Below are 21,802 nucleotides of genomic sequence, written 5' to 3'. Positions count from 1 at the left end.
CCGGCCGTTCCGCATGCACGACAGGCACCGGTTCACGCGCTGGAGCTGGATCGGATGCTTTGGCGTGGCTTCCACGATCTCGCGCTACCCCGGCTTCGGGCGCTGCTGGAGCGCGGCCCGCCAGCAGAAAAGGCTGCTGCTGGCTGGGTGCTGGCGCGCTGGGAGGTTGATCAGCACAACCTGCAGCGCGCCTATCAGGCCATTCTTGCCTTCCATGCTCACCCCGAAGGCGGATGGGCCGTGCCGCATCCTGGCCCTTACCTGCTCGCTGTGCAGCTTGGCGTTGTGTGCGATGACGCCCGGCGTGCCGTTGAGATTCTGCAAACCGGGATCGAACGGTTCGGTGAATCGCCAGATTTCACCCTCACCCACCTCTCGCTGGCAAAGGCGCATGGTGCATCAGATCGCGATCTTTCAACAATCCTGAACCGGATTTATGCAGGTTCAGGGTTGGCGGCGATATTATTGTCGGGCGGCGATAACGGGCTGTTTGACAGGCTGCAGGGCGAACCAATAGCAGATGCGGAAGAGCGGCTCGCAAGCCAACCGCTGGTCAGCATCATCGTGCCGATATTCAACGGAGCCAAAGTGCTGCCCACAGCATTGCGTGGCTTGAGATCACAAAGCTGGCCGAACCTCGAAATCCTGATTGTTGATGATGGATCGACCGATCAGACACTTGAGCTTGCCCGAGCGGCCGCCGCGCAAGACCCGCGCATCAAGGTCATTGCTCTGGGTGCGAACCAGGGCGCTTATGCCGCCCGCAATGAAGGCTTTGCGCAAGCGCGCGGGGCGTTCGTGACAGTGCACGACGCCGATGACTGGTCGCACCCGCATAAAGTTGAGCGTCAGGCGCTCGCGCTAATCGACGATCCTGCTCGGCAAGCCTCGGTTTCCCACTGGGCCCGGGTGGATGATGAATTGGCAATGACCCGCTGGCGGATCGAAGAGGGCTGGGTTTACCGCAATGTCTCTTCGCTTATGATCCGGGCAAGCCTGCGCGACGAGATCGGTTATTGGGATCGCACCCGTGTTAATGCCGATACCGAATATTATTATCGCCTGCTCAATGCCTATGGCGGCGGAGCCATCGCTGAAGTGTGTCCCGGAGTGCCGTTGGCCTTTGGTCGAACCCAACCGGGATCGCTCACCAATCGCAGCCTGACGCACATGCGCACGCAGTATTCGGGCATTCGCCATGATTATATGGAGGCCGCCCTCGCGTGGCACGCGCGCGCTACGCAACCAGTAGACCTTTACCTGCCGCAACACCCGACACAGCGCCCCTTTCGCGCGCCTGCCGGTGTCGCCCTTGATGGCAGTGATGCCGAACCTGACGATCACGATGCGCTGGTCGCATCGGACCTGCTGGACGAAGATTGGTACCTGCTGGCCCATCCGGACATTATGCAGTCCGATCTTGGTGCGGCGCGGCACTACCTCGCCGCAGGCGCAGGCGAAAATCGCGATCCAAGCCCATGCTTCAGCACCAGTGGTTATCGGCATGCCCAGGGGCTGAACGCTGATGAAAACCCTCTGTTGCACTTTTTGCGGGTGGGGCAGGCGCAAGGAGCAGCGTGCCTGCCCACCTTCAAGGGTAAACTGCAGCCAACAGCGCCCGACGCCCGGCGCGCTCTGGTATTCGCCCATACTTCGGGAGAAACTCTGTTCGGCGCAGAGCGCAGCTTGCTCGATGTCGTCAAGCGCCTCGTGCGCGATGGTTTGTGCCCGGTCGTGGTGCTTCCGACTATTCGAAACATTGCGTATCTGAACGCACTGCTGGAAATCAGCGTCGCCGTGGAAACCCTGCCGCAAACATGGCGCAATGCGCTTTACCCGCCGTCGCCCCAAACTGTGGAAGCTGCGCGCGCGTTGATCCGCAAGCATCGGCCGGCGGAGGTTCACGTAAACACCGTCGCTCTTGAAGCCCCATTGATTGCTGCGCGGGCAGAGGGTGCGCCCAGCGTCGTCTATGTGCGAGAAATGCCCACAGAGGATCCGGACTTGTGCCGAGCGCTGGGGATGGCCGCCGAAGCTTTGCGCGGGCAATTGCTGGAACAGGCGGACCGCTTTATCATGCCATCGCAGGTTGTGGCCGATTGGCTAGCAAGCCCGGATCGTTGCACCGTTCGGCCCAATGCGATTGACGAAAAACTGTTCGACTTGCCTTTTGCACCTGGGCCAGTTCTCAAAGTGGCGTTGATTAGCAGCAACATCGCGAAGAAAGGGATCAACGATGTGGTCGAGGCCGCGCGCATCGTTGCCGCCACCGGATGGCCTGTGCATTTCCTGTTGATCGGGCCGAAGACTGGCGATCTAGATCTGCTGTATCCGCTTCCACCAAACGTAATCATGCGCAGCTACGTTGCGACCCCGGCAGAGGCGATCGGGCAGGCTGACATTGTGCTTAGCCTGTCACATTTCGCTGAAAGCTTCGGGCGCACCGTGGTCGAAGCCATGGCTGCGGGACGGCCGGTGATCTGTTATGATCGCGGTGCGCCACCATCTTTGATTATTAGCGGAAAGACGGGTTTCGTCGTTCCGGCGGATTCGCCCAAGAGCGTCGCCGATGCCGTGCTGGCGCTGGACGCGGCGCGGTTGCAACTGGAACGGATGAGCCGCGCGGCGCGCGCGTGCGCGCGTGAGATTCAGGATCAGGCTTTGGTCTGAAGTGAGAGTGCTTGGAAGGAGGGGCGATGCCCCCTTCGTGCGTCTCAGCGCCGCTCACCAACCGGGAACGTCTCGCGGTTTTCCGCGCGCCCGTGACGAATATAGTGAATGAACCCGGCAAGCCCTTCGGCGGTCACGTCGGGATACGCTTTGTGATATTTCAGAGAGTCAAAACCCGGTCCGGGATTGCGTAACTCGTAGGCGCCCTCGGTAACGAAATGGTGAGCGGGGTCGGCTCCCGCTGCGGCGACATCGGGGTAGAAGGCGAGGTACCAATCGGCATCGAAGTGGTCGGATGCCTCCACCAGACGAATGTCCTCGGCAATTGCATTGTTCGCGCGTCGATCAGGACGAAGCCGCAATTTCGGCTTTTCGGCTTGCTTCAGTTCGGCCTTCGTTTTCGCCAGTTGCGCAAGGACGCGGTAACGAATTTCATCCTCTTCATGCTGTGCCCGAAGCTGCGTAAGCTCTTTGTCCTTGGAAGAAAGGATATGACCCAGTTCCGCGATATCGGCGAGACGCTCGCGGTATTCAGTCTTTGAGCGCTCGAGCTCTTTCAATTTCGCTGCCAGTTCGGCGCTGTGATGGTCCTGCTCAGTGGATAATTTTTGCTGCAGTTCGATGCGCTCGCGATCGCTTTCCTCATTTTGTGACCGGAGCCGCGCAACTTCTTCGTCCTTGGCGCGAATGATCCGCCCCAGTTCCGCGATATCGGCGAGGCGCGCGCGGTATTTTTCCGATGAATTAGACAACGCGTCATTCTTCGCCACCAGTTCGATACTGTGACGTTCCTGTTCGGCGGATAGCTGCGCCTCCAACTCGCGGTGCGCACGATCCATTCTGGCCAGAGCAGCCTCGCTTTCGGCAAGGCGATGCTCGACAAGGGCAATAATCTTTTCGTGTTCGATGCGGGCCGCATCTGCTTGCTGCGCTGCAAGGATCGCGGTCTGTTCCTCAGCCTCCCGCGCCTTTGCGAGGCTTTCCTCAAGGTTGCTCGCCGCAGCCTCCGCCTCGGCCAGTTTCGCCACCAGTTCGATGCTGTGACGTTCCTGTTCGGCGGATAGCTGCTCCTCCAACTCGCGCCGCGCACGATCCGCCTTGGCCAGAGCAGCCTCGCTTTCGGCAAGGCGATGCTCGACAAGGGCAATAATCTTTTCGTGTTCGATGCGGGCCGCATCTGCTTGCTGCGCTGCAAGGATCGCGGTCTGTTCCTCAGCCTCCCGCGCCTTTGCGAGGCTTTCCTCAAGGTTGCTCGCCGCAGCCTCCGCCTCGGCTAGCTTCGTCTCGAGCTCGGCGCGCGCGGTTTGGGACTTCTGGAGATCAGCCTCCACCGTCTGCGTCTCAGCGATCTTCGCGGCGAGTTCGGCGCTGTGACGTTCCCGTTCTGCGGATAGCTGCTCATCCAGCTCGCGCCGCGCACGAGCCGCCTCGGCTAGTTTCGCCGCCAGTTCAGACCGTTCATTCTCCAGATCGAAGCTTCGCGCCTGAACCCGCGCCAATTCTTCGTTCGCATTGTCTTCCGCAGCGCGTGCCTTGGCTAATTCCTGCTGGATATGTGACAGTTGATTTTGCGAATCGGTGAGGGAAGAGCTTTTGACCTCAAGCGCAGCTTGCAGCTCTTCAGCAGAGTGACCCGCAACAATCCTGTCACCCAGAGTTTGAAAGACCTGACGCGCTTCACGATAGCCGGCCATGCCCAGTTCAAGATCGGCAAGCCGACTGATCCGGCCATCCTGATCGGGCCCGACCGTCAGCGCAAGCAGACCTTCTCCCTGTTCAAGCTCGATTGCCGGGCAGGTATCGAGCAAGGGAGTGAGCCAAACTTTAGCGCCCTCCTCCGTCATCTTCGCCGTGCTGTCGAGCACCACGATAAGGCCGCGATCCGACATCAATCTGTTCCACTTGTCAGCTAATACGCCAGCAATGTCGGCACCAAGCGGCGTGTTTATGACCAACAGGTCGATGCCCCCTTTGCGGTAATGCCGATTGGCGGTCGCCAGCTCTTCGGTCGAAAGGACTGAGAAATCTTCATACATTTTAGCATTATGAGCGGCAGCTTCGGGGTTGGCCTCCTGCCCGCCGAACAATGAAATGCCGCGACAGGCAGCATTGAGGCCAAGCTTATCGACCGCCTGACACAGTGCCAGATAGGCAACGCCATCGCCGACACCAAGCTGCACCACGCGCTGCGGCGCGTGGTTTTCCATCAGCCAGAACAGGAACGGCAGGTGGACAAGCGCAGGCGAAGCCGCGACAAAGCGCGGTTTCCAGAACGGCGTCCAACTGGCTGCCGGGTTGAGGATTTCTCGCCCGAGAATATCGAGCGCTTGGCTGGTGTAGCCGCCTTTTCCCGCGGGCAATTTCGGCTCTGGAGACTGCGACATGCTTTATCCTTTTACGGCCATCGGGTCAAACGGGCCGACCGTGGCGGCTATCCTTGAATTGCAGAACGATTACAACCGGCCAGCGCGCGGCCCAATAACGGCCGCATTTCCCCTCGTGGTTATGACGCAGACTCGGGAAGCCGATAGGCCGCTTCGCCTTCGCCATGGACCGTCATCTCGAAAAATTGCTCAATCAGAAAGCCCAAATCTGCTTGCGATGTGGCACCCGGCAAAACCGTGAATTCAGCCATCCGGCCGATGGTTTGCGATGGCTTGATGACCTTTTCGACCAGACGATATTTCTCACGCACACCGTAATCATCGAACAGCACTTTCACCGGGCGGCTGGTGCGCAGCATCACTGCAGCAAGGCAAGCCGTCCGAAAGCGCCCGTCGATCAGGACGACATCTGGCTGGCGAAACCAGGTTTGATCCCACACCGTGTTGGGATAGCGATGGTACGCCCGCCACTTATCATCACTCAACGGACGGCCCCACGGCCCCGTCGGCCCGATGTCGACATGGTGCAAGATCACCGGAGACGCCGCACCCGCCAGATCGCGCCGCAAGCCGCGGGTCCAATCGAGATCGGATTCCACACTCATGATGAATTTGCCCGGCATGGCCGCAGCAACGCGCGTCGATCCACCAGAGCCATACTCAAGAATAACGCGCGCATCGGCGTAGACCTGCGTGAGATGGGCAGTCTCGGCTTCGGGCATGAAGGGTTTGTTGGTCACTGGTCGGGTCCCAGTTGGGCTATGGATGATATTAGAGGCGAAGCAAGTTTTTCGTTAGCGGGTCGAAGGGCAAGCCACGCTGCCAACCCGGCAAAACCATTAGAAATTCTTTTTGGCAAGTACCCCCCTGATAGCAATTGATCAGAAGCTGTGCCCGCGATACTGGCTAACGGTATGGAAAAGAATTGCTCTTTGGTTTCGTCTCCCCATCGCCTCTCATCCTCTCAACAGGCAGAATCCCTTATTTTCGCGGCTCGTTGCCTCCATCAGGCTGGGCGAAGTGAGTCGGAATACGCATTAGCGCACGCCGCATTTGAAGCGCATTTGTCGGAAGAGACATCGGGAGCTTATTTCTGGGCAGCTATGCGGCGGAAGAATATCGCCATAGCTGCGGAATGTGAAGCGCTGCTAGAAACCATCGCGGGCACGGATTCAGAGCGTTGGGCGTGGATTGAAAAGGCCCTGAACAATCGCGAAGAATATGATGACTTGCGACAAACGATGGAAAAGCCCCTCAGGGACACCAGGGACACCAGGAACACTCTATCGGAGAGCCGCAGAAGCGGTGATCTAATCAAAAAAAGACTGCAAATAGATCACCATTCAAAAGTCATTGGCTTTTGGGCGGGCTCGGCGTCCCCGCAAGACAGGGAGCATTTAATCGCGGCTTGCACGATGCTACGCGATGCGGGTGTGCCGATTCATCTCCTGATCCTCAGCGCGACTCATGAGCCTGCGTCAACCAGTTCACTAACAGCTGGCCGCGAGTGGATACACGAAACGCTGCTGGACGGTTTCGGCGAAACTGCGGCGCTGGTTGATTGCATGGATGCCGCGGTGTTGATGGCGGGCAATAACAACGGCCCGTTTCCGATCCACCATTTCAGGCAGGAAATGGCACACGCGCTTGGCAAGCCTGTTGTGATTCCGGATCAGTTCAGTGCGCGCGTGGGGCAAGCAAAAAATCGCCTCGTCTTCCCGTTTACACCCGCCTCACCCGAAAGTCTTGCGGCGGCTCTTCGCGATGCCCTGAAATCCGCACAGCCTTCGCAATCAGCAGAACTAACAACGCAAGCGCATATGAAGGCGGTTAGTGATGCGCTTCGGACGTTCAAATCTGCGAGCAACGATCAAGCATCGGTTTTTGGCGGCACTTGGGCGAAGGGTCTTCAGGAGGAGGCCTCGGAACACAATCGCTCGGCCGCTGACATCGAAAAAATGATACCGAAAAAAATATCAGACATCAGGGTTGCGATAATTGCTGACGAATTCACATTCAACAGCTTCCGACATGAATTTCTGGCGTTACCAGTAACACCCGAGAATTGGTTGGAAACCTTTGAAAAGCATCAGCCCGATATTTTTCTTTGCGAGTCTGCCTGGTCTGGAATCGACTCGAAGAGTCGACCGTGGAAGGGCAAAGTATATGCGAGCAAAAATTTTGCGCGCGAAAATCGGAATGAAATTATAGCAATATTAAATCATTGTAAAAATAAAAACATCCCGACGATTTTTTGGAATAAAGAAGATCCAACTCACCATGACGATAAAATTCATAACTTTGTAGAAACAGCCAAGCTTTTTGATAATGTTTTTACAACCGCAGTCGAGTGCATCGAAAGTTATAAATCTAAACATGGCTCAAAAAATGTTTTTTCTCTTCCATTTGCTACAAATCCTCGCCTTTTCAAGCCTACGCCTGACATTGGCCGAAGGGATGAAATTGTTTTTGCGGGAAGCTGGTATAAAAATCATCATGATCGAACTATTGCTATGGAAAATATTTTAGATCAGATTATTTCGAATAATTTTAATTTGAAGATATTTGACAGGTACCATAATTCTAATGATCTACTTCACGAGTGGCCACAAAAATACCGAAAATTTCTAAATCCAGCGCGACCCCATGATGAAATGCCTCTGGTTTATACGTTGAGCAAAATTGGTCTTAACTTTAATACTGTCACTGAATCAGAAACGATGTTCGCTAGGCGCGTATTCGAATTGATATCAAGTAACACGCTTGTGGTGTCAAATTTCTCGACAGGCGTGAATCTTATGTTCGGCGATCTTGTTATTTTCGCTGACAAAAACCCTGAGAGGCTTCAATCTCTAACCCAAGAAAATGTAAACCAGATGCGCTATGATGCACTGCACGAGGTGTTGTCTAATCACACTTATAAGCATCGTTGGCGTACAATCTTAGATTCTATCGGTTTTTCGTACCTCGAAGATCCAGTCATTCCGACTTTTGTATTTGTCGTCGAGGGACGAGAAAATGCTCTATCGGCAATTTCGTGGTATCAGCAATATGGCAGCCAGTTTCCAGGCGCGCGCCTTCTTCTGGTTTGCCATATTGAAATGAAGCCTCTCGATGTGGCGCAGATTTATCGGGAATTTAATCGATTTGGGGTTTCGGTTACGTCTGCGTCGCACTTTGAAAAATATGCAATGCTCGACCGTTTTCAGCCAATAGAAACTTCTCATTTCATTGCTTTGAGCACTGACGGTGCAGTTGATGTGGATCGCATCATTCATGCCATCCTCCACCTACAATATGTTGAAGATGATCTGCTGACGTTAGAAGACCAGCACGATCAGCGCTACTTAGTTGCATCAACCGAAGCAGATTCAGCCATTATAGGCAGTGCCGGTCAATTTTTCGAATGGCTACATTGCCGAGTACATAATCAGTCAATTCGTGCGTACAGAGTCTAATATGATCAATATATCAATTATAATTCCGTGTTTCAACGCAATTGACAAGATTGGTCGGTGCGTAGCTTCATTGTCAAAATTGAATTACGACGCCGAAGCTTTTGAGGTTATATTCATCGACGATTGTTCTGATGACGGAACTTACGGATTTATGCATGAGGCGTGTGCGCGCAGGGAAAATTGGCGCATTTTCCGCCTTGAGGAAAATAGCGGATCACCGTCCCGCCCTCGGAATAAGGGAATTCAGGAGGCGAAGGGCGAGTACATATACTTTTTGGATTGTGACGATGAGATTCTTCCCGATGCGTTATCGCAGCTTTGGGAGATGGCTAGCAAAACCGATGCCTGTGTGGTTCGATCTGAGCTCTTAGCTTATGATGGAAGGCAGCATAAGCTGATGAATAAGATTGATGCATGGTGCAATCAACTATCGAAAAAGCAAAAAGTCTCTTTGATAATCGGGCAACAGAGTACGGTGCCAACGAGTCTGGTGAGAGCGCAGTTACTTCGAAAACATAATATAGAATGGCCTGAGCTGATTCGGATGGGAGAGGATACTATTTTCCTCGCTTATATACTCACACATGCTAAAAATATTGAATATCTTGCAGCCCCAACATATATTTACTTCAAAATTCCCGCACTTACTCCGGCCAGCACCCAAAGGTATGGATCTAAAGAACTCGGCGATCATCTGGAGGTTTGGGAAAGCACGCAAAGTATTCTATCATCGCTCGGATTAAATTACATTCAATTGCGATTGAAGGTTGGGCTAAGGGTCGTAATCGAAAGCCTCATATATCGAAACAGGGGCGATATCGATACGATAATATTTCAGACATTTTCAGATTTCGTCAATCGCTACTGGTCAAATATTAACCAATTTAATTATACGGCACGCATCAAAGATATAGTTGAAGCTATAAGAAGTGCGTCATTCAATGAATTCATCAATCTCATAAAGCCAAGACTCTTGATAGCTGGCTACGACTTAAAATTTATCAAAGAAGCTCGCGATGAACTTTCTAAATATTTCAATATTGAATATGATGAATGGAGAGGTCATGAAACTCATCATGAAGAGGATAGCTACGAGCACTTACAGTGGGCGGATTTTATATGGTGCGAATGGCTTTTGGGTAATGCTGAATGGTATTCTAAACGTAAGATGCCGCATCAACGATTGATAATACGGGTTCATAGAATGGAGCTTGGGCGCGATTATGGTGATAAGATTGCAATAAATAACGTAGATGCATTTATTATAGTATCTGTATTCTTTTTTGAGCGCCTTATTGAGAGATTCCCGTCTATTCCACGAAATAAAGTTCATATAATTGATAATTTTATCCGTACCGATGCTTACGACGCCACTTTTTATGAAGACCGGCTTTGCACACTCGCTATGATAGGGATCTTACCATCCCAGAAAGGCTATAGAGCGGCTTTAGAAATATTGGCAGATCTTAAAAAATTTAATGATAGGTTTAAAATAAAGATTTTTGGGAAACGCCCTGAAGATTTGCATTGGATAGCAAATAATACGGTAGAGATGAAATATTATTCGGAATGTGAAAATTATATTCTTAAAAATAAATTAGGGGATGCTGTAGAATTTGTTGGCCATGTTGACGTGAAGGTTGAATTAGCTCGGCAGAAGGTTGGATATGTTCTATCCTTAAGCGAACCAGATTTGGGTTTCCCTGGTTTTGAAAGTTTCCATTTGGCAATTGCTGATGGCTTTGCAGGCGGGTGCATTTCGTTGGTCAAGCGGTGGCCGGGCGCAGAATACATTTGGGGAGAAGAATGTATTTTCGAGGAGTCGCACGAGATTGTTGAAGCAATAAAGTCTATTTCCCAGAGTAGAAGCGAATTTGACGATAAACGTAAGAAAGGCATCGCGCACGTACGGCGAAATTATGATATAGATATATTTGTCCGTAAGGTCAGAGATTTATTCATGGAAATCCTGTGATATTTTGAATTTAGTATTTTCAGGTTTTGATCGGACATATTTGCGTTTGTTTCGATTAACACATTCATCACTTTGATCGCAGAATGCTCCCAACCCCGCTCATCCCGCACCCACTCACGCGCCGCCGCGCCAAGCTGATGCCTCTGGTTTTCATTTTGTAGCAATGCGCGCAGCGCTTTCGCAAGGGCAGGGGCGCTGTCACTCGGAACGACAAGTCCGGTGTGGCCATCCGCCACGATCTCCTGCATTCCCCCCACGCTGGATGCCACCACCGCCTTGGCCATCGCCATCGCTTCAAGCGGTTTGAGCGGGGAAACCAGTTGCGTCACCGGCAGTGACTTGCGCGGAAATGGCGCGATGTCGATCAGCGAATACCAATCGGCCACTGTGTCATGCGGAACACGGCCCGGCATGATGAGCCAGTCTCCCAGCCCTTGCTCGGTCGCCATGCGGTTGATTTCGTCCGTGACCGGTTGGTTGCCTGCGCTGTCAGGTGGCTCGCTCCCCACCAGCAGCAATCGAAACTGCAGGCTTTCACGCCTCAATATGGAGCAGGCCCGCACCAGAATGTCGAGGCCTTCATAGGCATTGAACGAACCGACATAGCCAATCACCGGCGTTTCCGCCGCCAGTGCCAGCCGCTCTGCCAGCGCGCGGTTGCGCGGCTTGGGCGCGAAGCTTTCGGGATCGCAGCCATTGGGCACCACGGTAATGCGCGCAGGCTCCACACCCCGCGCGATCAGCTCATCGCGCATCGGGCTGGTCAAGGTGATGACCGCCTGCGCCGCTTGCGCAGTGGCGATTTCCAGATAGCGTTCCTGACGGCCTATGGTCGTGCGCAGGTAATCCGGATCGCCCGCCATGCGGCTGATTTCCCAGAACCCGCGCACTTCGTAGACAAAGGGGATGCCCAATTGATGCGCGGCCAGACACGCAGGCAGCGCCGTCGTGCTGTTTGATGCGGCCACTACGCAGGCTGGCCGATGATGCCGGATAGCTTCGACCAGCCGCGCCGCCGACCGGGTCAGATATTCGATTGAGGCGTGTGCCATGCACTCGAAAGGCGGCGGTGGAAAGGCGCTGCGCTTGGGTGAGGCCAGCCGGTGATAGGGCACCCCGCCAACCGTTTCGATTGCGTTGTCTGCCAGCGCGCCGCCGCTGTCCACATCCAGATCGTGGGGAAATCCGGGCCGGGTGAGGCAGACAAGATCAGCCCCCCGGGCCAGCATCGCCCGCGCAAGACCGTGACTGCGCGTTGCATAGCCATCGGTCGCATGGGGAAGTGATTTGTGCAGGATGTAGAGGATGCGCCCCGGGGTGGGCGTAATCGCGAGCGGCTCTCGCGCAGGCAGGCGACGGGCAAGCGCGATCACGGCAAGCGGGCCGACGCGCAGCTCATTTATCAGCGCAGCCAATTCAGCGCTGGAAGCGGCATAGGGCTCGGCCAGCGCGACAGCATCTTCGAGGGCGCCAATATCGTAAAGCGCGGTTGCAACGCGGCAATAGGCGACCAAGGTTTCGGGCTCCGCATTCATGGCGACTGCCTGGCGCGCGAGATTCAGTGCTGAAGTCTTGCCACTGGCAGAAAGATGCAGCGCGGCCAGGGCCAAACCACGCGCGGTTTTCAGGCTTCGTTCGTGCTGACCCCTCATGTCGCTGGTGCTGTTCCTGAACCGGGCTAAAAGGCGGCCCACTTTGATTGCGATGCCGGTCGCTATGCGCAGCCGAAACTTCTATGAAGAATGCCCAACCGCCTCAAGATATCGCGCGATTAGCATGCTTTATGCTAAACGGGGGTTGTAAGTCGAGACAATATCCGCATAGCGCCCTTCCGACCCACCAGCGAAATCATGGGACCAGTCATGAACATACTCGTCGTGTTTGGCACGCGTCCGGAAGCGATCAAGATGGCACCCGTGGTGCGCCGCCTCAAGGCTGCGCCGGGGCTTGACGTTGACGTTTGCGTCACTGCCCAGCACCGCGAGATGCTGGATCAGGTCTTGTCGCTGTTTGATATCGTGCCGGATTTCGATCTGAATGTGATGAAGCCGGGGCAGGATCTCACCGATATTACCGCCAACATCATTCTCGCGCTGCGCAATGTGCTGAAGGAAAAACGCTATGATCGGCTGATCGTCCACGGCGATACCACGACGACGATGGCCGGCGCGCTGGCCGCTTTTTATGCGCAGGTGCCGGTCGCCCATGTCGAGGCTGGCCTTCGCACTGGCAATCTTTATGCGCCTTGGCCTGAAGAGGCGAACCGCATGATCGTGGGCCGCCTTGCCGACCTGCATTTCTCACCGACGGAAACCTCGCGTCAAAACCTTTTGGCGGAGAACGTCGCCTACCGGAACATCATCGTGACCGGGAATACCGTGATCGATGCGCTGCACGATGTGGTGGCAAAGCTGGACGGCGACGAAGCGCTGGAAGCGCAATTGCAGGGGCAATTCCCGTTTCTGGAAGACGGCCGCCGGATGATTCTGGTAACCGGGCACCGGCGGGAAAATTTCGGTTCGGGTTTCGAAAACATCTGCCGCGCTTTGCGCGATATCAGCGAACAGGGTGATGCGCAGATCGTCTATCCTGTGCATCTCAATCCCAATGTGCAGGCGCCAGTTCAGCGGATCCTCGGCAGCACGCCCGGCGTTCACCTGATCCAACCGCAAGAATACCTGCCCTTCGTCTGGCTGATGCGCCGCTCCCATTTCATCATCACCGATTCGGGTGGGGTGCAGGAAGAGGCCCCCTCGCTCGGCAAACCGGTTCTGGTGATGCGCGACACGACCGAGCGACCCGAAGCCGTGGATGCCGGCACAGTGCGGTTGGTGGGAACCGATCCCGACCGCATCCGGGAATCTGCGCTTACCTTGTTGCACGATCCCGAAGCCTACGCGCTGATGGCCCACTCCATTAATCCTTATGGTGATGGCAAGGCGGCAGAGCGGATTGCCGCGGCTCTCGTTGCGCGGGCACGGGCCAAGTAAAGGAACAATCGATGTTTGATCGTATTTCCATGGTTGGGCTGGGCTATATTGGCCTGCCGACGGCGGCCTTGTTTGCGGCCCATGGCGTCAGGGTGATCGGGGTCGATGTCTCACAGCGTGTCGTTGACACAATCAATGCCGGTAAAATCCATCTGGTTGAGCCCGACCTCGACGGAGTGGTGCACAACGTCGTCAACAAGGGCCTGCTGCACGCGACGCTGGTGCCAGAACCGGCTGAGGCCTTCATCATCGCTGTGCCAACGCCATTCAAGGACGCGCACGAGCCTGATCTGAGCTATATTGCCAGCGCAGCGCGAATGATCGCTCCGGTATTGGAACCCGGAAATCTGGTCATTCTGGAAAGCACATCTCCGGTTGGCGCGACCGAACAGATGGCCGCGTGGCTGGCCGAGGCGCGCCCTGACCTGATCTTTCCGCAAGATGCAGGTGACGATGCGGACATCCACATCGCGCACTGCCCCGAACGCGTGCTGCCGGGACAGGTGTTGACCGAGCTGGTGCACAATGACCGGATTATCGGCGGCATGTCGCAGCGCGCGAGTGAACTGGCGGTGGCTTTGTACAAAAAGGTAGTGCGCGGCGATTGCGTCATAACCGATGCGCGCACGGCAGAAATGTGCAAGCTGACCGAAAACAGCTCGCGCGATGTCCAGATCGCCTTTGCCAATGAACTCAGCATCATTTGCGACCGTTTTTCTATCGACGTGTGGGAACTGATTGCATTGGCCAATCGGCATCCCCGGGTGAACATTTTGCAACCGGGGGCAGGCGTTGGCGGGCATTGTATCGCGGTTGACCCATGGTTCATTGTCTCCTCCGCTCCTGACGAGGCACGCTTGATCCGCACGGCGCGCGAAGTGAATGACGCGAAGCCCGATTGGGTTTTGCACAAAGGAAAGGAGGCCATCATGGACGCACTTGCCGCTGATCAATCGCGCGCGATGGAGGATATCAAGGTCGCCTGTCTTGGCCTTGCCTTCAAGCCGGATATTGATGATTTGCGCGAAAGCCCAGCCCTGCAAATCACCAGCCAGTTCGGGGCGCTCGGTTGCCAAGTCCTTGTTGTTGAACCACATATCGATGCGCTTCCCGAAGGTCTTGCGGGCCTTCCGGTCACGTTGGCCTCACTCGAAGATGCGATTGCGCAGGCGGACGTGGTCTGCGTTCTCGTGCGACATTCGGTCTTCTCGGCGCTCGGCGATAAGCTTGCCGACGTTAAGCGTCTTATAAACGTCGTGGGTCTTTAAGGCGCTGTATGGGGCGGATGCCCTCCGGTGTCAGCTGGTCGATTTCCTGAGTTGGCGTGCTGAAAGATCACGCGCGATAGACCTCGCTTGCCCGGTCAAGCCGCAGGTGGTGCCACGGGTCCACGACCCACTCAGAGCCCCAACGCTTTTGGAACACTTCAAGCTCGCGCATATAGCGTTCACGGTGTTCCGGTGCAAAGTCCAGCCCGCGTGATTTGCTTTCGTGGTGGATCAGCGTGGCAGCCGGGGTGTAGATGGTCGCTAGGCCGCGTTCGCGCAGCTTCAGGCAAAGATCCACGTCGTTGTATGCGACTGCCAGATGCTCCTCGTCTAGCCCGCCAACAGCTTGAAAGTGCCGCTGTGCGACTAGGAGGCATGCACCCGTAACTGCGCTTGCCCCGCGCGCGATGTGTGCTTGCGCAAAATAGCCTGGATCGCCTTCGGGTAACCCACGGTGGGCGTGGCCGGCCGCATTGCCCAGTCCGATCGCGACCCCCGCGTGTTGGATTGACCGGTCAGGATAAAGCAGCTTTGCGCCCACCGCGCCTACTTTCGGCTGCAACGCTTCGCGCATCATCGCAGATAGCCAATCCGGCTCGATCACTTCGATGTCGTTGTTGAGCAGGCACAGATATTCTCCGCGCGCACGGCTCGCCGCAAAATTGTTGATCGCCGAATAGTTGAACGGGTGCGGCCAGCGCACGACGCTGACCCGCAGGTCGGCGGATACCTCGTCCATGTACCCCAGGGTTTCCGGATCGACGCTGTCATTGTCGGCGATGATCAGGTCTAATGCCGGGTAATCAGTCGCGTAAAGCACTCCCTCAACGCAGGCCCGCAGCAATTCGACACGATCGCGCGTGGCGACGACCACGCTGACGGTCGGCAGCGGCTGGCGCAACGGGAATTGCAATGCGACCGTTCCAAACGGCCCGGGCACGATGTCATCGGCACTCGCGCTCATCACCCGGCGCACTGCCGCGAGCGTTGCCGCCCCATCATGGAGCCAACTGTCATCAGGCGTCAGCGCGGTAATACGCTCAACGTGCTCAACCGGCGCATTTTCTGCGATCCGAAGCACAAGCTCGTAAAGGCTCTGCGGCTCCCCTCCGTCGCAGCGAGCCGCCGCGTCAAGCGCGGGGCCAACTGCCAGTGCGCAGGCGCGGCTGACATAATCTTGTGACAGGATCATGCGCCGATCCCACTGCGGTTTCAGCCACAGTTTCGGCCTCGCCCGCAACCACGCAATTTCACCTTCATCGCCATAAAGCAGCGCTGGGGCTGAAGCGTTTGCGTCGCTCGGTCGGCGACGAAGCAGGTGCGCGCCATACGCCGCCAGCGCATGATGGGCGAGGCGTGAGCCACAATCGAGCGGCACCAGCCAGTCTGCTCCGATCTCGCTTGCCATCCGGAGCGCCGCACACAACCCGCCTGTGCGCGATCCGAATTCTTCGGGGAGCACAGTCACCATCGTGCTGCTTGTGAAAGGGATTGGAACGCCGTTTTCACGCGTAATAACGACGTGCAGCGGCATCACACTCTGTTTCAGGGCTGATCGCACTGCCCTGCGGATCTCACCGGGGCGGTCGTTCTGGGATATATGCAAATGCATGCACAACGCTGGAGCGGTGCCCGCTGCAAGCCCAATTGCGACAATTTCCTGATCTTCAATCCCGGACGCTTTCACCCACCGCGCATGTGCGAACGGCAAACCTCTTATGGCCGCGTCGATTCGGGAGCGAGCCCGCAGCTTTTTGCCGATCACACGCCACCACAGATTGGCCACCAAGCGGTGTGGCCGCAGGCCAGCCAGCAACAGCAGGTTGAGCGCGCGCTGCTCTGAAATGCGGCTCACCGTGCGGTGGGTGGCGGGTTGGCTTGAATTGTCCTGCAATGGGCTATGCCTGAACCAGCTTTGTCGTTAGAGGAGCGCTCCATAAGCAAACTTGGCAAAAACACACGATGAATCTGAAACTCCCGCTCTGCTCGCTTGTGCTGGCTTCGCTCAGCGCTTGCGCGACCCTTCCCTCCAGCGGCCCGACCGGCAGCCAAATTGAACAGTCCGTGGTCGAGGCCGGGGAGACCGGGCTTAACATTGCAATCGTTCCGGTCAATTCAGTAGCTGCAATCCCGCCCGTGGTTGCACCGGCCGAATGGCAATTGCCCGACCTTGAGGCCCCACCCTCCGATCTTATCGGTGCCGGCGATGTTTTGTTGATCACGGTTTTTGAGGCTGGCGTGTCTCTGTTCAGCGGCGACGCCCCCTCGTCCGTGGCGGGAGCAGGCGGATTTGATCCATCGGTCAAAGCGCACACCCTACCCCCGCGCCGCGTGGATGATACGGGCCATATCGACGTTCCCTATGTTGGCCGCGTAGCGGTTGCAGGCAGGACAATTCTTGAAGTTCAAGGCCAGATCCGCCGCGCGCTGCGCAATCTTTCGCAAGACCCTCAGGTTCTGATCAATCGCCAGGAAGTGATCGGTAACTCGATCATTGTCGGCGGCGAAGTGACACGGCCTGGGCGATTGGTGCTTCAGACCAATCGCGAAAGCCTGGCCGACATCATCGCGCTTTCCGGGGGGTATCGCGGTGAGCCGCGCGCGTTGGTTCTGCAAGTCGAACGGGGCGAGAATGTGGCTCGCTTGCGACTGGGGGACGTGATGACCGGCCCCTATCGCAGCCTGCGCGCCTATCCTGGCGACCGGCTCACGATACTGCCCGAGCCGCTGATGTTTTCGGTGCTTGGGGCGACCGGGCGGGTCCAACAGATGCCGTTCCCGCGCGAGCGGATGACCGTGGTTGAAGCCATAGCGATGGCAGGCGGGCCGCGCGACGATGCCGGCGATCCCGAGGCGGTATTCCTGTTCCGCTATGCCGGGCCAAGCGGAACGGAGCCAACTGTATATCATTTCAACATGATGCAGGCGCCGACCTACTTTCTCGCGCAACAATTCGCGCTGCGCGATGGCGACGTCCTGTATTTCGGCAACGCGGCTGCCAATCAGCCACGCAAGCTGATACAGACGATCAGCCAACTGTTTGCGCCAATCGTTACGGTAACAACGCTGACTGATAACCTCAGCTCGGGTTCCGGCAATTGATATGGATGGGATGGTAGCGTTTGCGTTGATCGAACACACCATCATAGCAGTGGCTGCCCAAGTCGCGGTTGGGATATTGACGCGCAATTGGTGGGTGGGCGGCCTTGCTGCCTGCTGTTATTTTGTCGGTCGCGAACTTGCGCAGGCGGAATATCGCTGGATCGAGCATTTCGGCGAAGGACTGCGCGCAAACGCCCCGTGGTGGGCGGCATTCGACGGACGGGTGTGGACCAGCTACGATCAATATGCCGACATCATCGGGCCGGTGGCGGCGTGCTTCGCCCTTGCATTAATAATGCACCGAAAACATGGGGATCGTTTGCGTTCGACTCCGTAATTGCACGCCGCGCTGCCGTAGGCCCGCCCCGCCGTTTCTAGGCAAGCGCAGATTTGGCAACCGCATCGATGGCCTGAAGCTGTCGCACCAGACCTTCGAAACGCTCAAGCGGGAGCGCGTTGGGCCCGTCGGAGAGTGCGTTTGCCGGGTCTGGATGGGTTTCCATGAACACCCCCGACACTCCGGCTGCGACCGCCGCGCGCGCAAGCAAGGGAACATATTCGCTCTGCCCGCCCGAACGCGAACCGAGCCCTCCGGGTTGTTGCACGGAGTGAGTCGCGTCGAATACGACCGGACAACCGGTTTCCGCCATGATCGCCAGGCCTCGCATGTCAGATACCAAGGTGTTGTAGCCGAATGAGGTTCCGCGTTCGCACAGCAGGAAGTTGTCAGTTTCGTGCCCCGCTTGCGCTGCCGTATGGCGCGCCTTGGCAACGACGTTGCTCATTTCGGCGGGAGCCATGAACTGCGCTTTCTTGATGTTCACCGGCTTTCCAGTCGCTGCGACCGCACAAATGAAATCAGTCTGGCGGGCGAGAAAGGCAGGAGTTTGAAGGACATCAACCACCTGCGCAACTGGCGCGGCCTGCGCAGGCTCGTGGATATCTGTCAGCACCGGCAGGCCAGTTTCCGAACGCACTTTCTCCAGGATTCGCAGCCCCTCTTCAAGGCCTGGGCCGCGGAAAGATGTTCCCGAGGAGCGGTTGGCCTTATCGAATGAGCTCTTGAAGATAAGCAGCAAGCCTAGCCGCTCGGCGATTTCTGCGAGCACTTGCGCTACGCCAAGTGCGTGCGTCTCGCTCTCGATCACGCACGGTCCGGCAATCAGAAAGATTGGGCTATGAGCATCAATCGTTCGGGAACACAGCTTCATTGATGTGCCATCCTTTGCGCAAATGCGGGATTGTATGGGACGGCGAATGCAGCTTGCTACGATTCACACGACATTTGTATCAGTTGGTCGCACTTAGGGCGGTAAACGATTGACATAATGGGCTGCAAGGGCCGATCGGTAAGGCTCTTTGAATATAACTGGGTTGGGTCATTTTGAGCAAGCATCAAACGCTTATCGCAACGCATTTGCCTGCTGCCCTGAAAACTCTGGCGATTGAACTCAGAGGGCTCAGGGATCTTGAGCACGCACTTGCCAACACCGACCTTGGCACGGCGTTCGAGCGCACTGTTAACCTGTTCGCTTCGACCAAGGGCCGGATCATTGTGACCGGGATCGGCAAGAGCGGCCATATTGCCCGCAAAATCGCAGCGACTTTTGTATCGACCGGGACTCCTGCACTCTACCTCCACCCGGGCGAGGCCAGCCATGGCGACCTCGGTATGATGTCAGCAGACGACGTCGTGTTCGCGATTACCTGGTCCGGCGCGACGCAAGAATTAAGTGACATCGTGAACTTCTGTGCGCACACGGGCCAGAAATTGGTCGTTGCTACTGCGCATCCGGAAGCCTGGATCGGCAGGGCCGCCGACATCTGCCTTGCTTTACCCAAAGTGCGAGAGGCCTGCCCGAACGAACTGGCGCCCACCTCATCAACGACAGTGCAGATGGTGATGGGAGATGCGCTGGCGGTGGCATTGATCGAGGCGCGCGATTTCTCTCCGCAGAATTTCGGTGTTCTTCACCCTGGCGGTCTGCTGGGCGCGCGGCTGACAACGCTCGAAAAGGTCATGGGAACCGGGGATGCCTTGCCAAGCGTCCCGCTCGACGCGACGCTGCGCAGCGCCACAATCGAGATGAGCCGCAAGCGTTATGGCTGCACCGCAATCGTCGATGAGGGCGGCAGGCTGGCAGGGGCCTTTACGGATGGTGATCTGCGCCGCTGCATCGCGGTTCACAATCTCGACGAACGCATCGTTAGTCACATGACACCGCAGCCGCTAACTGCATCCAATTCGATGCTGGCGGTGGATGCGCTCGCATTGATGAATGATAACGCCGTTTCGGTTTTGTTCATCACGGAGGATGAAAAGCTGACCGGCATCGTCCACATTCATGACCTCGTTCGGCTCGGGATCACGTGATCGCGATACTGCTGCGTTTTTCGTGAATTTGCGTTAGGCTGGGCCTGTGATGACCCCTCCAGACCCCGATCGGCCAGCTCCGGATCTTATCGTCATACCCGCGCGCTTTGGCTCGACCCGGCTTCTCGGCAAACCGCTGCTTGCTCTTGCGGGGCACACTTTGCTTGAACGGGTAGTTGCCAACGCGCGGCGCGCAGCCGATTTGGCCCGGCATTGCGATGTGGTGGTCGCGACCGATGATGATCGGATTATGGACCATGCGCGCATGCTTGGCGTTCGCGCTATCATGACCGATCGTGCGCTCACCTCGGGTAGCGCCCGTGCGCACGCGGCGGCGCTGGCGATATGCGAAGGCGGTGATACACCAGAACGCATCATCAACATTCAGGGCGATGCGCCGTTCATCCCGCCTGATACTATCGCCGCGCTTATCGAAACCCTGCGCCAAGGCACAGCCGATATCGCTACGCCAGTCTATCGGCTTGACTGGGACCGGCTCGACCAATTGCGCGGGCACAAAAACGTCGCGCCCTTTTCCGGCACCACGTGCGTGCGCGACGCGCGGGGGCAGGCTCTGTGGTTTTCCAAGCTGATCCTTCCTGCGATGCGCGGAGAGACGGAACTGCGCCGCGAACCGCTGTCACCAGTATGGCAGCATCTTGGCCTTTACGCCTTTACGCGTGTGGCGCTCGACTGGTTCGTTTCGACGCCCGCAGGCACCTATGAAACGCTTGAGGGGTTGGAGCAGCTGCGCTTCCTCGAGCACGGGTGGCAGATCGCCACCATCCCGGTGGAACCGCCCCGTCATGCTTTGTCGGGAATTGACACTCCCGAAGACTTGGCTGCCGCCGAAGCCGCTATCGCGAGGTTCGGTGATCCGTTCCCCGTCTGAGCGCGCTTGCGGTCGAAAGGCCAGCCGCTACAAGCCCGTTTAATGTTCGTCCTAGTACGCCACGGGAATACTTTTGAGGCAGGCACGCTGCCACGCCGGATCGGCGCGCGCACTGACTTGCCGCTGACCGCGACCGGGTTAGCGCAGGCGCGCGCGTTGGGTATGCATTTCGCAGACAGCGGGATTGCGTTTGCGCAAGCATTCGCATCGCCGCTGATCCGCACGCGACAGACAGCGGCAGAAATCCTTGCGCAACAGGAATCTCCGCGCGCACTGCAATGCGCCAACTTTCTTCGCGAAATCGATCATGGCCCTGACGAGGGTCAGAATGAAGACGCGGTGCTCAAGCGGATCGGGAGTGATGCGATAGGGGCGTGGGAAAGCCGCGCTGTCGCTCCGCCGGGCTGGATCGTTGACCGCGAGGCACGGATTGCGGCGTGGCGCACACTGTTTTTCGCACCCCCTGCCAATGGCCCGACCCTGCTTGTCACGAGCAACGGCGCGGCGCGCTTCGCGCTGCTTGCTGATCCGGCGTTGCTTGAACAGGCGGCGAGCCTCGCCACGCTCAAGCTGCCGACCGGCGGTTATGGCGTGATTGTGCGGTGTGAGGATGGCAGCCTTAAGCTCGAAAAGTGGGGCGCGCGCCCATGATCGGCGACAAGGGATTGTTGCGCGCGCCGCCGTTTCCA

Annotated in this window: 16 protein-coding genes; 11 read left to right on the top strand and 5 right to left on the bottom strand. The window is 56.9% G+C overall.

The window, feature by feature from the left end; translation table 11 throughout:
* The first annotated feature begins 54 nt into the window (after window positions 1-54).
* Entirely contained in the window at window positions 55-2,670 is a 2,616-nt protein-coding gene (locus tag ACSSV3_RS01085; protein ID WP_354326097.1) for a glycosyltransferase, read from the top strand.
* 44 nt (window positions 2,671-2,714) lie between these two features.
* Here ACSSV3_RS01085 and ACSSV3_RS01080 read toward each other — a convergent pair whose 3' ends face one another.
* Both ACSSV3_RS01080 and ACSSV3_RS01075 read right to left on the bottom strand, forming a co-directional pair.
* Window positions 2,715-5,054 carry a hypothetical protein gene (locus ACSSV3_RS01080; RefSeq protein ID WP_454184732.1) on the bottom strand — a complete coding sequence of 780 codons (2,340 nt, stop codon included), beginning with the start codon at window positions 5,052-5,054 and terminating at the stop codon, window positions 2,715-2,717.
* A gap of 119 nt (window positions 5,055-5,173) precedes the next feature.
* Window positions 5,174-5,794, bottom strand: coding sequence for a hypothetical protein (locus ACSSV3_RS01075; protein WP_354324976.1), 621 nt, complete (start codon window positions 5,792-5,794; stop codon window positions 5,174-5,176).
* 150 nt (window positions 5,795-5,944) lie between these two features.
* On the opposite strand from ACSSV3_RS01075, the gene ACSSV3_RS01070 reads away from it, so the two are divergent.
* Window positions 5,945-8,512: a CgeB family protein gene (locus tag ACSSV3_RS01070; protein ID WP_454184731.1), complete on the top strand. Its 2,568-nt coding sequence runs from the start codon at window positions 5,945-5,947 to the stop codon at window positions 8,510-8,512.
* Window position 8,513: 1 nt separating this feature from the next.
* Window positions 8,514-10,487, top strand: a complete 1,974-nt coding sequence (locus tag ACSSV3_RS01065) for a glycosyltransferase (protein WP_354324978.1) — start codon at window positions 8,514-8,516, stop codon at window positions 10,485-10,487.
* Here ACSSV3_RS01065 and ACSSV3_RS01060 read toward each other — a convergent pair.
* Window positions 10,430-12,022, bottom strand: coding sequence for a glycosyltransferase (locus tag ACSSV3_RS01060; RefSeq protein WP_354324979.1), 1,593 nt, complete (start codon window positions 12,020-12,022; stop codon window positions 10,430-10,432). The genes ACSSV3_RS01065 and ACSSV3_RS01060 overlap by 58 nt on opposite strands.
* A 327-nt stretch (window positions 12,023-12,349) precedes the next feature.
* Between ACSSV3_RS01060 and wecB the strand changes: the two genes are divergently transcribed.
* Window positions 12,350-13,477, top strand: a complete 1,128-nt coding sequence (gene wecB / locus ACSSV3_RS01055; protein ID WP_354324981.1) for a non-hydrolyzing UDP-N-acetylglucosamine 2-epimerase — start codon at window positions 12,350-12,352, stop codon at window positions 13,475-13,477.
* An 11-nt stretch (window positions 13,478-13,488) separates the two neighbouring features.
* Complete coding sequence (wecC, locus tag ACSSV3_RS01050; RefSeq protein ID WP_354324983.1) at window positions 13,489-14,745, top strand: UDP-N-acetyl-D-mannosamine dehydrogenase; 1,257 nt, start codon at window positions 13,489-13,491, stop codon at window positions 14,743-14,745.
* Window positions 14,746-14,812: 67 nt separating this feature from the next.
* On the opposite strand, the gene ACSSV3_RS01045 is transcribed toward wecC, so the two are convergent.
* The gene (locus tag ACSSV3_RS01045) at window positions 14,813-16,216 is read right to left on the bottom strand and encodes a glycosyltransferase family 2 protein (protein WP_354324984.1); all 1,404 of its coding nucleotides are present in this window, start codon (window positions 16,214-16,216) and stop codon (window positions 14,813-14,815) included.
* Between the two features lie 135 nt (window positions 16,217-16,351).
* On the opposite strand from ACSSV3_RS01045, the gene ACSSV3_RS01040 reads away from it, so the two are divergent.
* The 3 genes from ACSSV3_RS01040 to ACSSV3_RS01030 all read left to right on the top strand — a co-directional run bounded on the left by ACSSV3_RS01040 (window position 16,352) and on the right by ACSSV3_RS01030 (window position 18,184).
* Window positions 16,352-16,588 carry a cupin domain-containing protein gene (locus ACSSV3_RS01040; protein ID WP_354324986.1) on the top strand — a complete coding sequence of 79 codons (237 nt, stop codon included), beginning with the start codon at window positions 16,352-16,354 and terminating at the stop codon, window positions 16,586-16,588.
* A 119-nt stretch (window positions 16,589-16,707) separates the two neighbouring features.
* Window positions 16,708-17,847, top strand: coding sequence for a polysaccharide biosynthesis/export family protein (locus tag ACSSV3_RS01035; RefSeq protein WP_354324987.1), 1,140 nt, complete (start codon window positions 16,708-16,710; stop codon window positions 17,845-17,847).
* Between the two features lies 1 nt (window position 17,848).
* Window positions 17,849-18,184, top strand: a complete 336-nt coding sequence (locus ACSSV3_RS01030; protein WP_354324989.1) for a hypothetical protein — start codon at window positions 17,849-17,851, stop codon at window positions 18,182-18,184.
* A gap of 37 nt (window positions 18,185-18,221) precedes the next feature.
* Here ACSSV3_RS01030 and kdsA read toward each other — a convergent pair whose 3' ends face one another.
* Window positions 18,222-19,058, bottom strand: a complete 837-nt coding sequence (kdsA, locus tag ACSSV3_RS01025) for a 3-deoxy-8-phosphooctulonate synthase (RefSeq protein WP_354324990.1) — start codon at window positions 19,056-19,058, stop codon at window positions 18,222-18,224.
* A 173-nt stretch (window positions 19,059-19,231) separates the two neighbouring features.
* Here kdsA and ACSSV3_RS01020 point away from each other — a divergent pair, with 173 nt between their 5' ends.
* Genes ACSSV3_RS01020 through ACSSV3_RS01010 form a run of 3 tightly spaced genes read left to right on the top strand, consistent with a single transcriptional unit; the run spans window position 19,232 to window position 21,764 of the window.
* Window positions 19,232-20,221 (top strand): KpsF/GutQ family sugar-phosphate isomerase, encoded by a 990-nt coding sequence (locus ACSSV3_RS01020; protein WP_454184730.1) that lies wholly within the window; start codon window positions 19,232-19,234, stop codon window positions 20,219-20,221.
* A gap of 49 nt (window positions 20,222-20,270) precedes the next feature.
* Window positions 20,271-21,113: a 3-deoxy-manno-octulosonate cytidylyltransferase gene (locus tag ACSSV3_RS01015; protein ID WP_354324994.1), complete on the top strand. Its 843-nt coding sequence runs from the start codon at window positions 20,271-20,273 to the stop codon at window positions 21,111-21,113.
* Between the two features lie 42 nt (window positions 21,114-21,155).
* Entirely contained in the window at window positions 21,156-21,764 is a 609-nt protein-coding gene (locus tag ACSSV3_RS01010) for a histidine phosphatase family protein (RefSeq protein WP_354324996.1), read from the top strand.
* The last annotated feature ends 38 nt before the right edge of the window (window positions 21,765-21,802 follow it).

Source organism: Porphyrobacter sp. MBR-49, assembly GCF_053628655.1.
The sequence above is the reverse complement of the archived record's forward strand: the minus strand, read 5'-3'. Positions and strand labels throughout refer to the sequence as shown.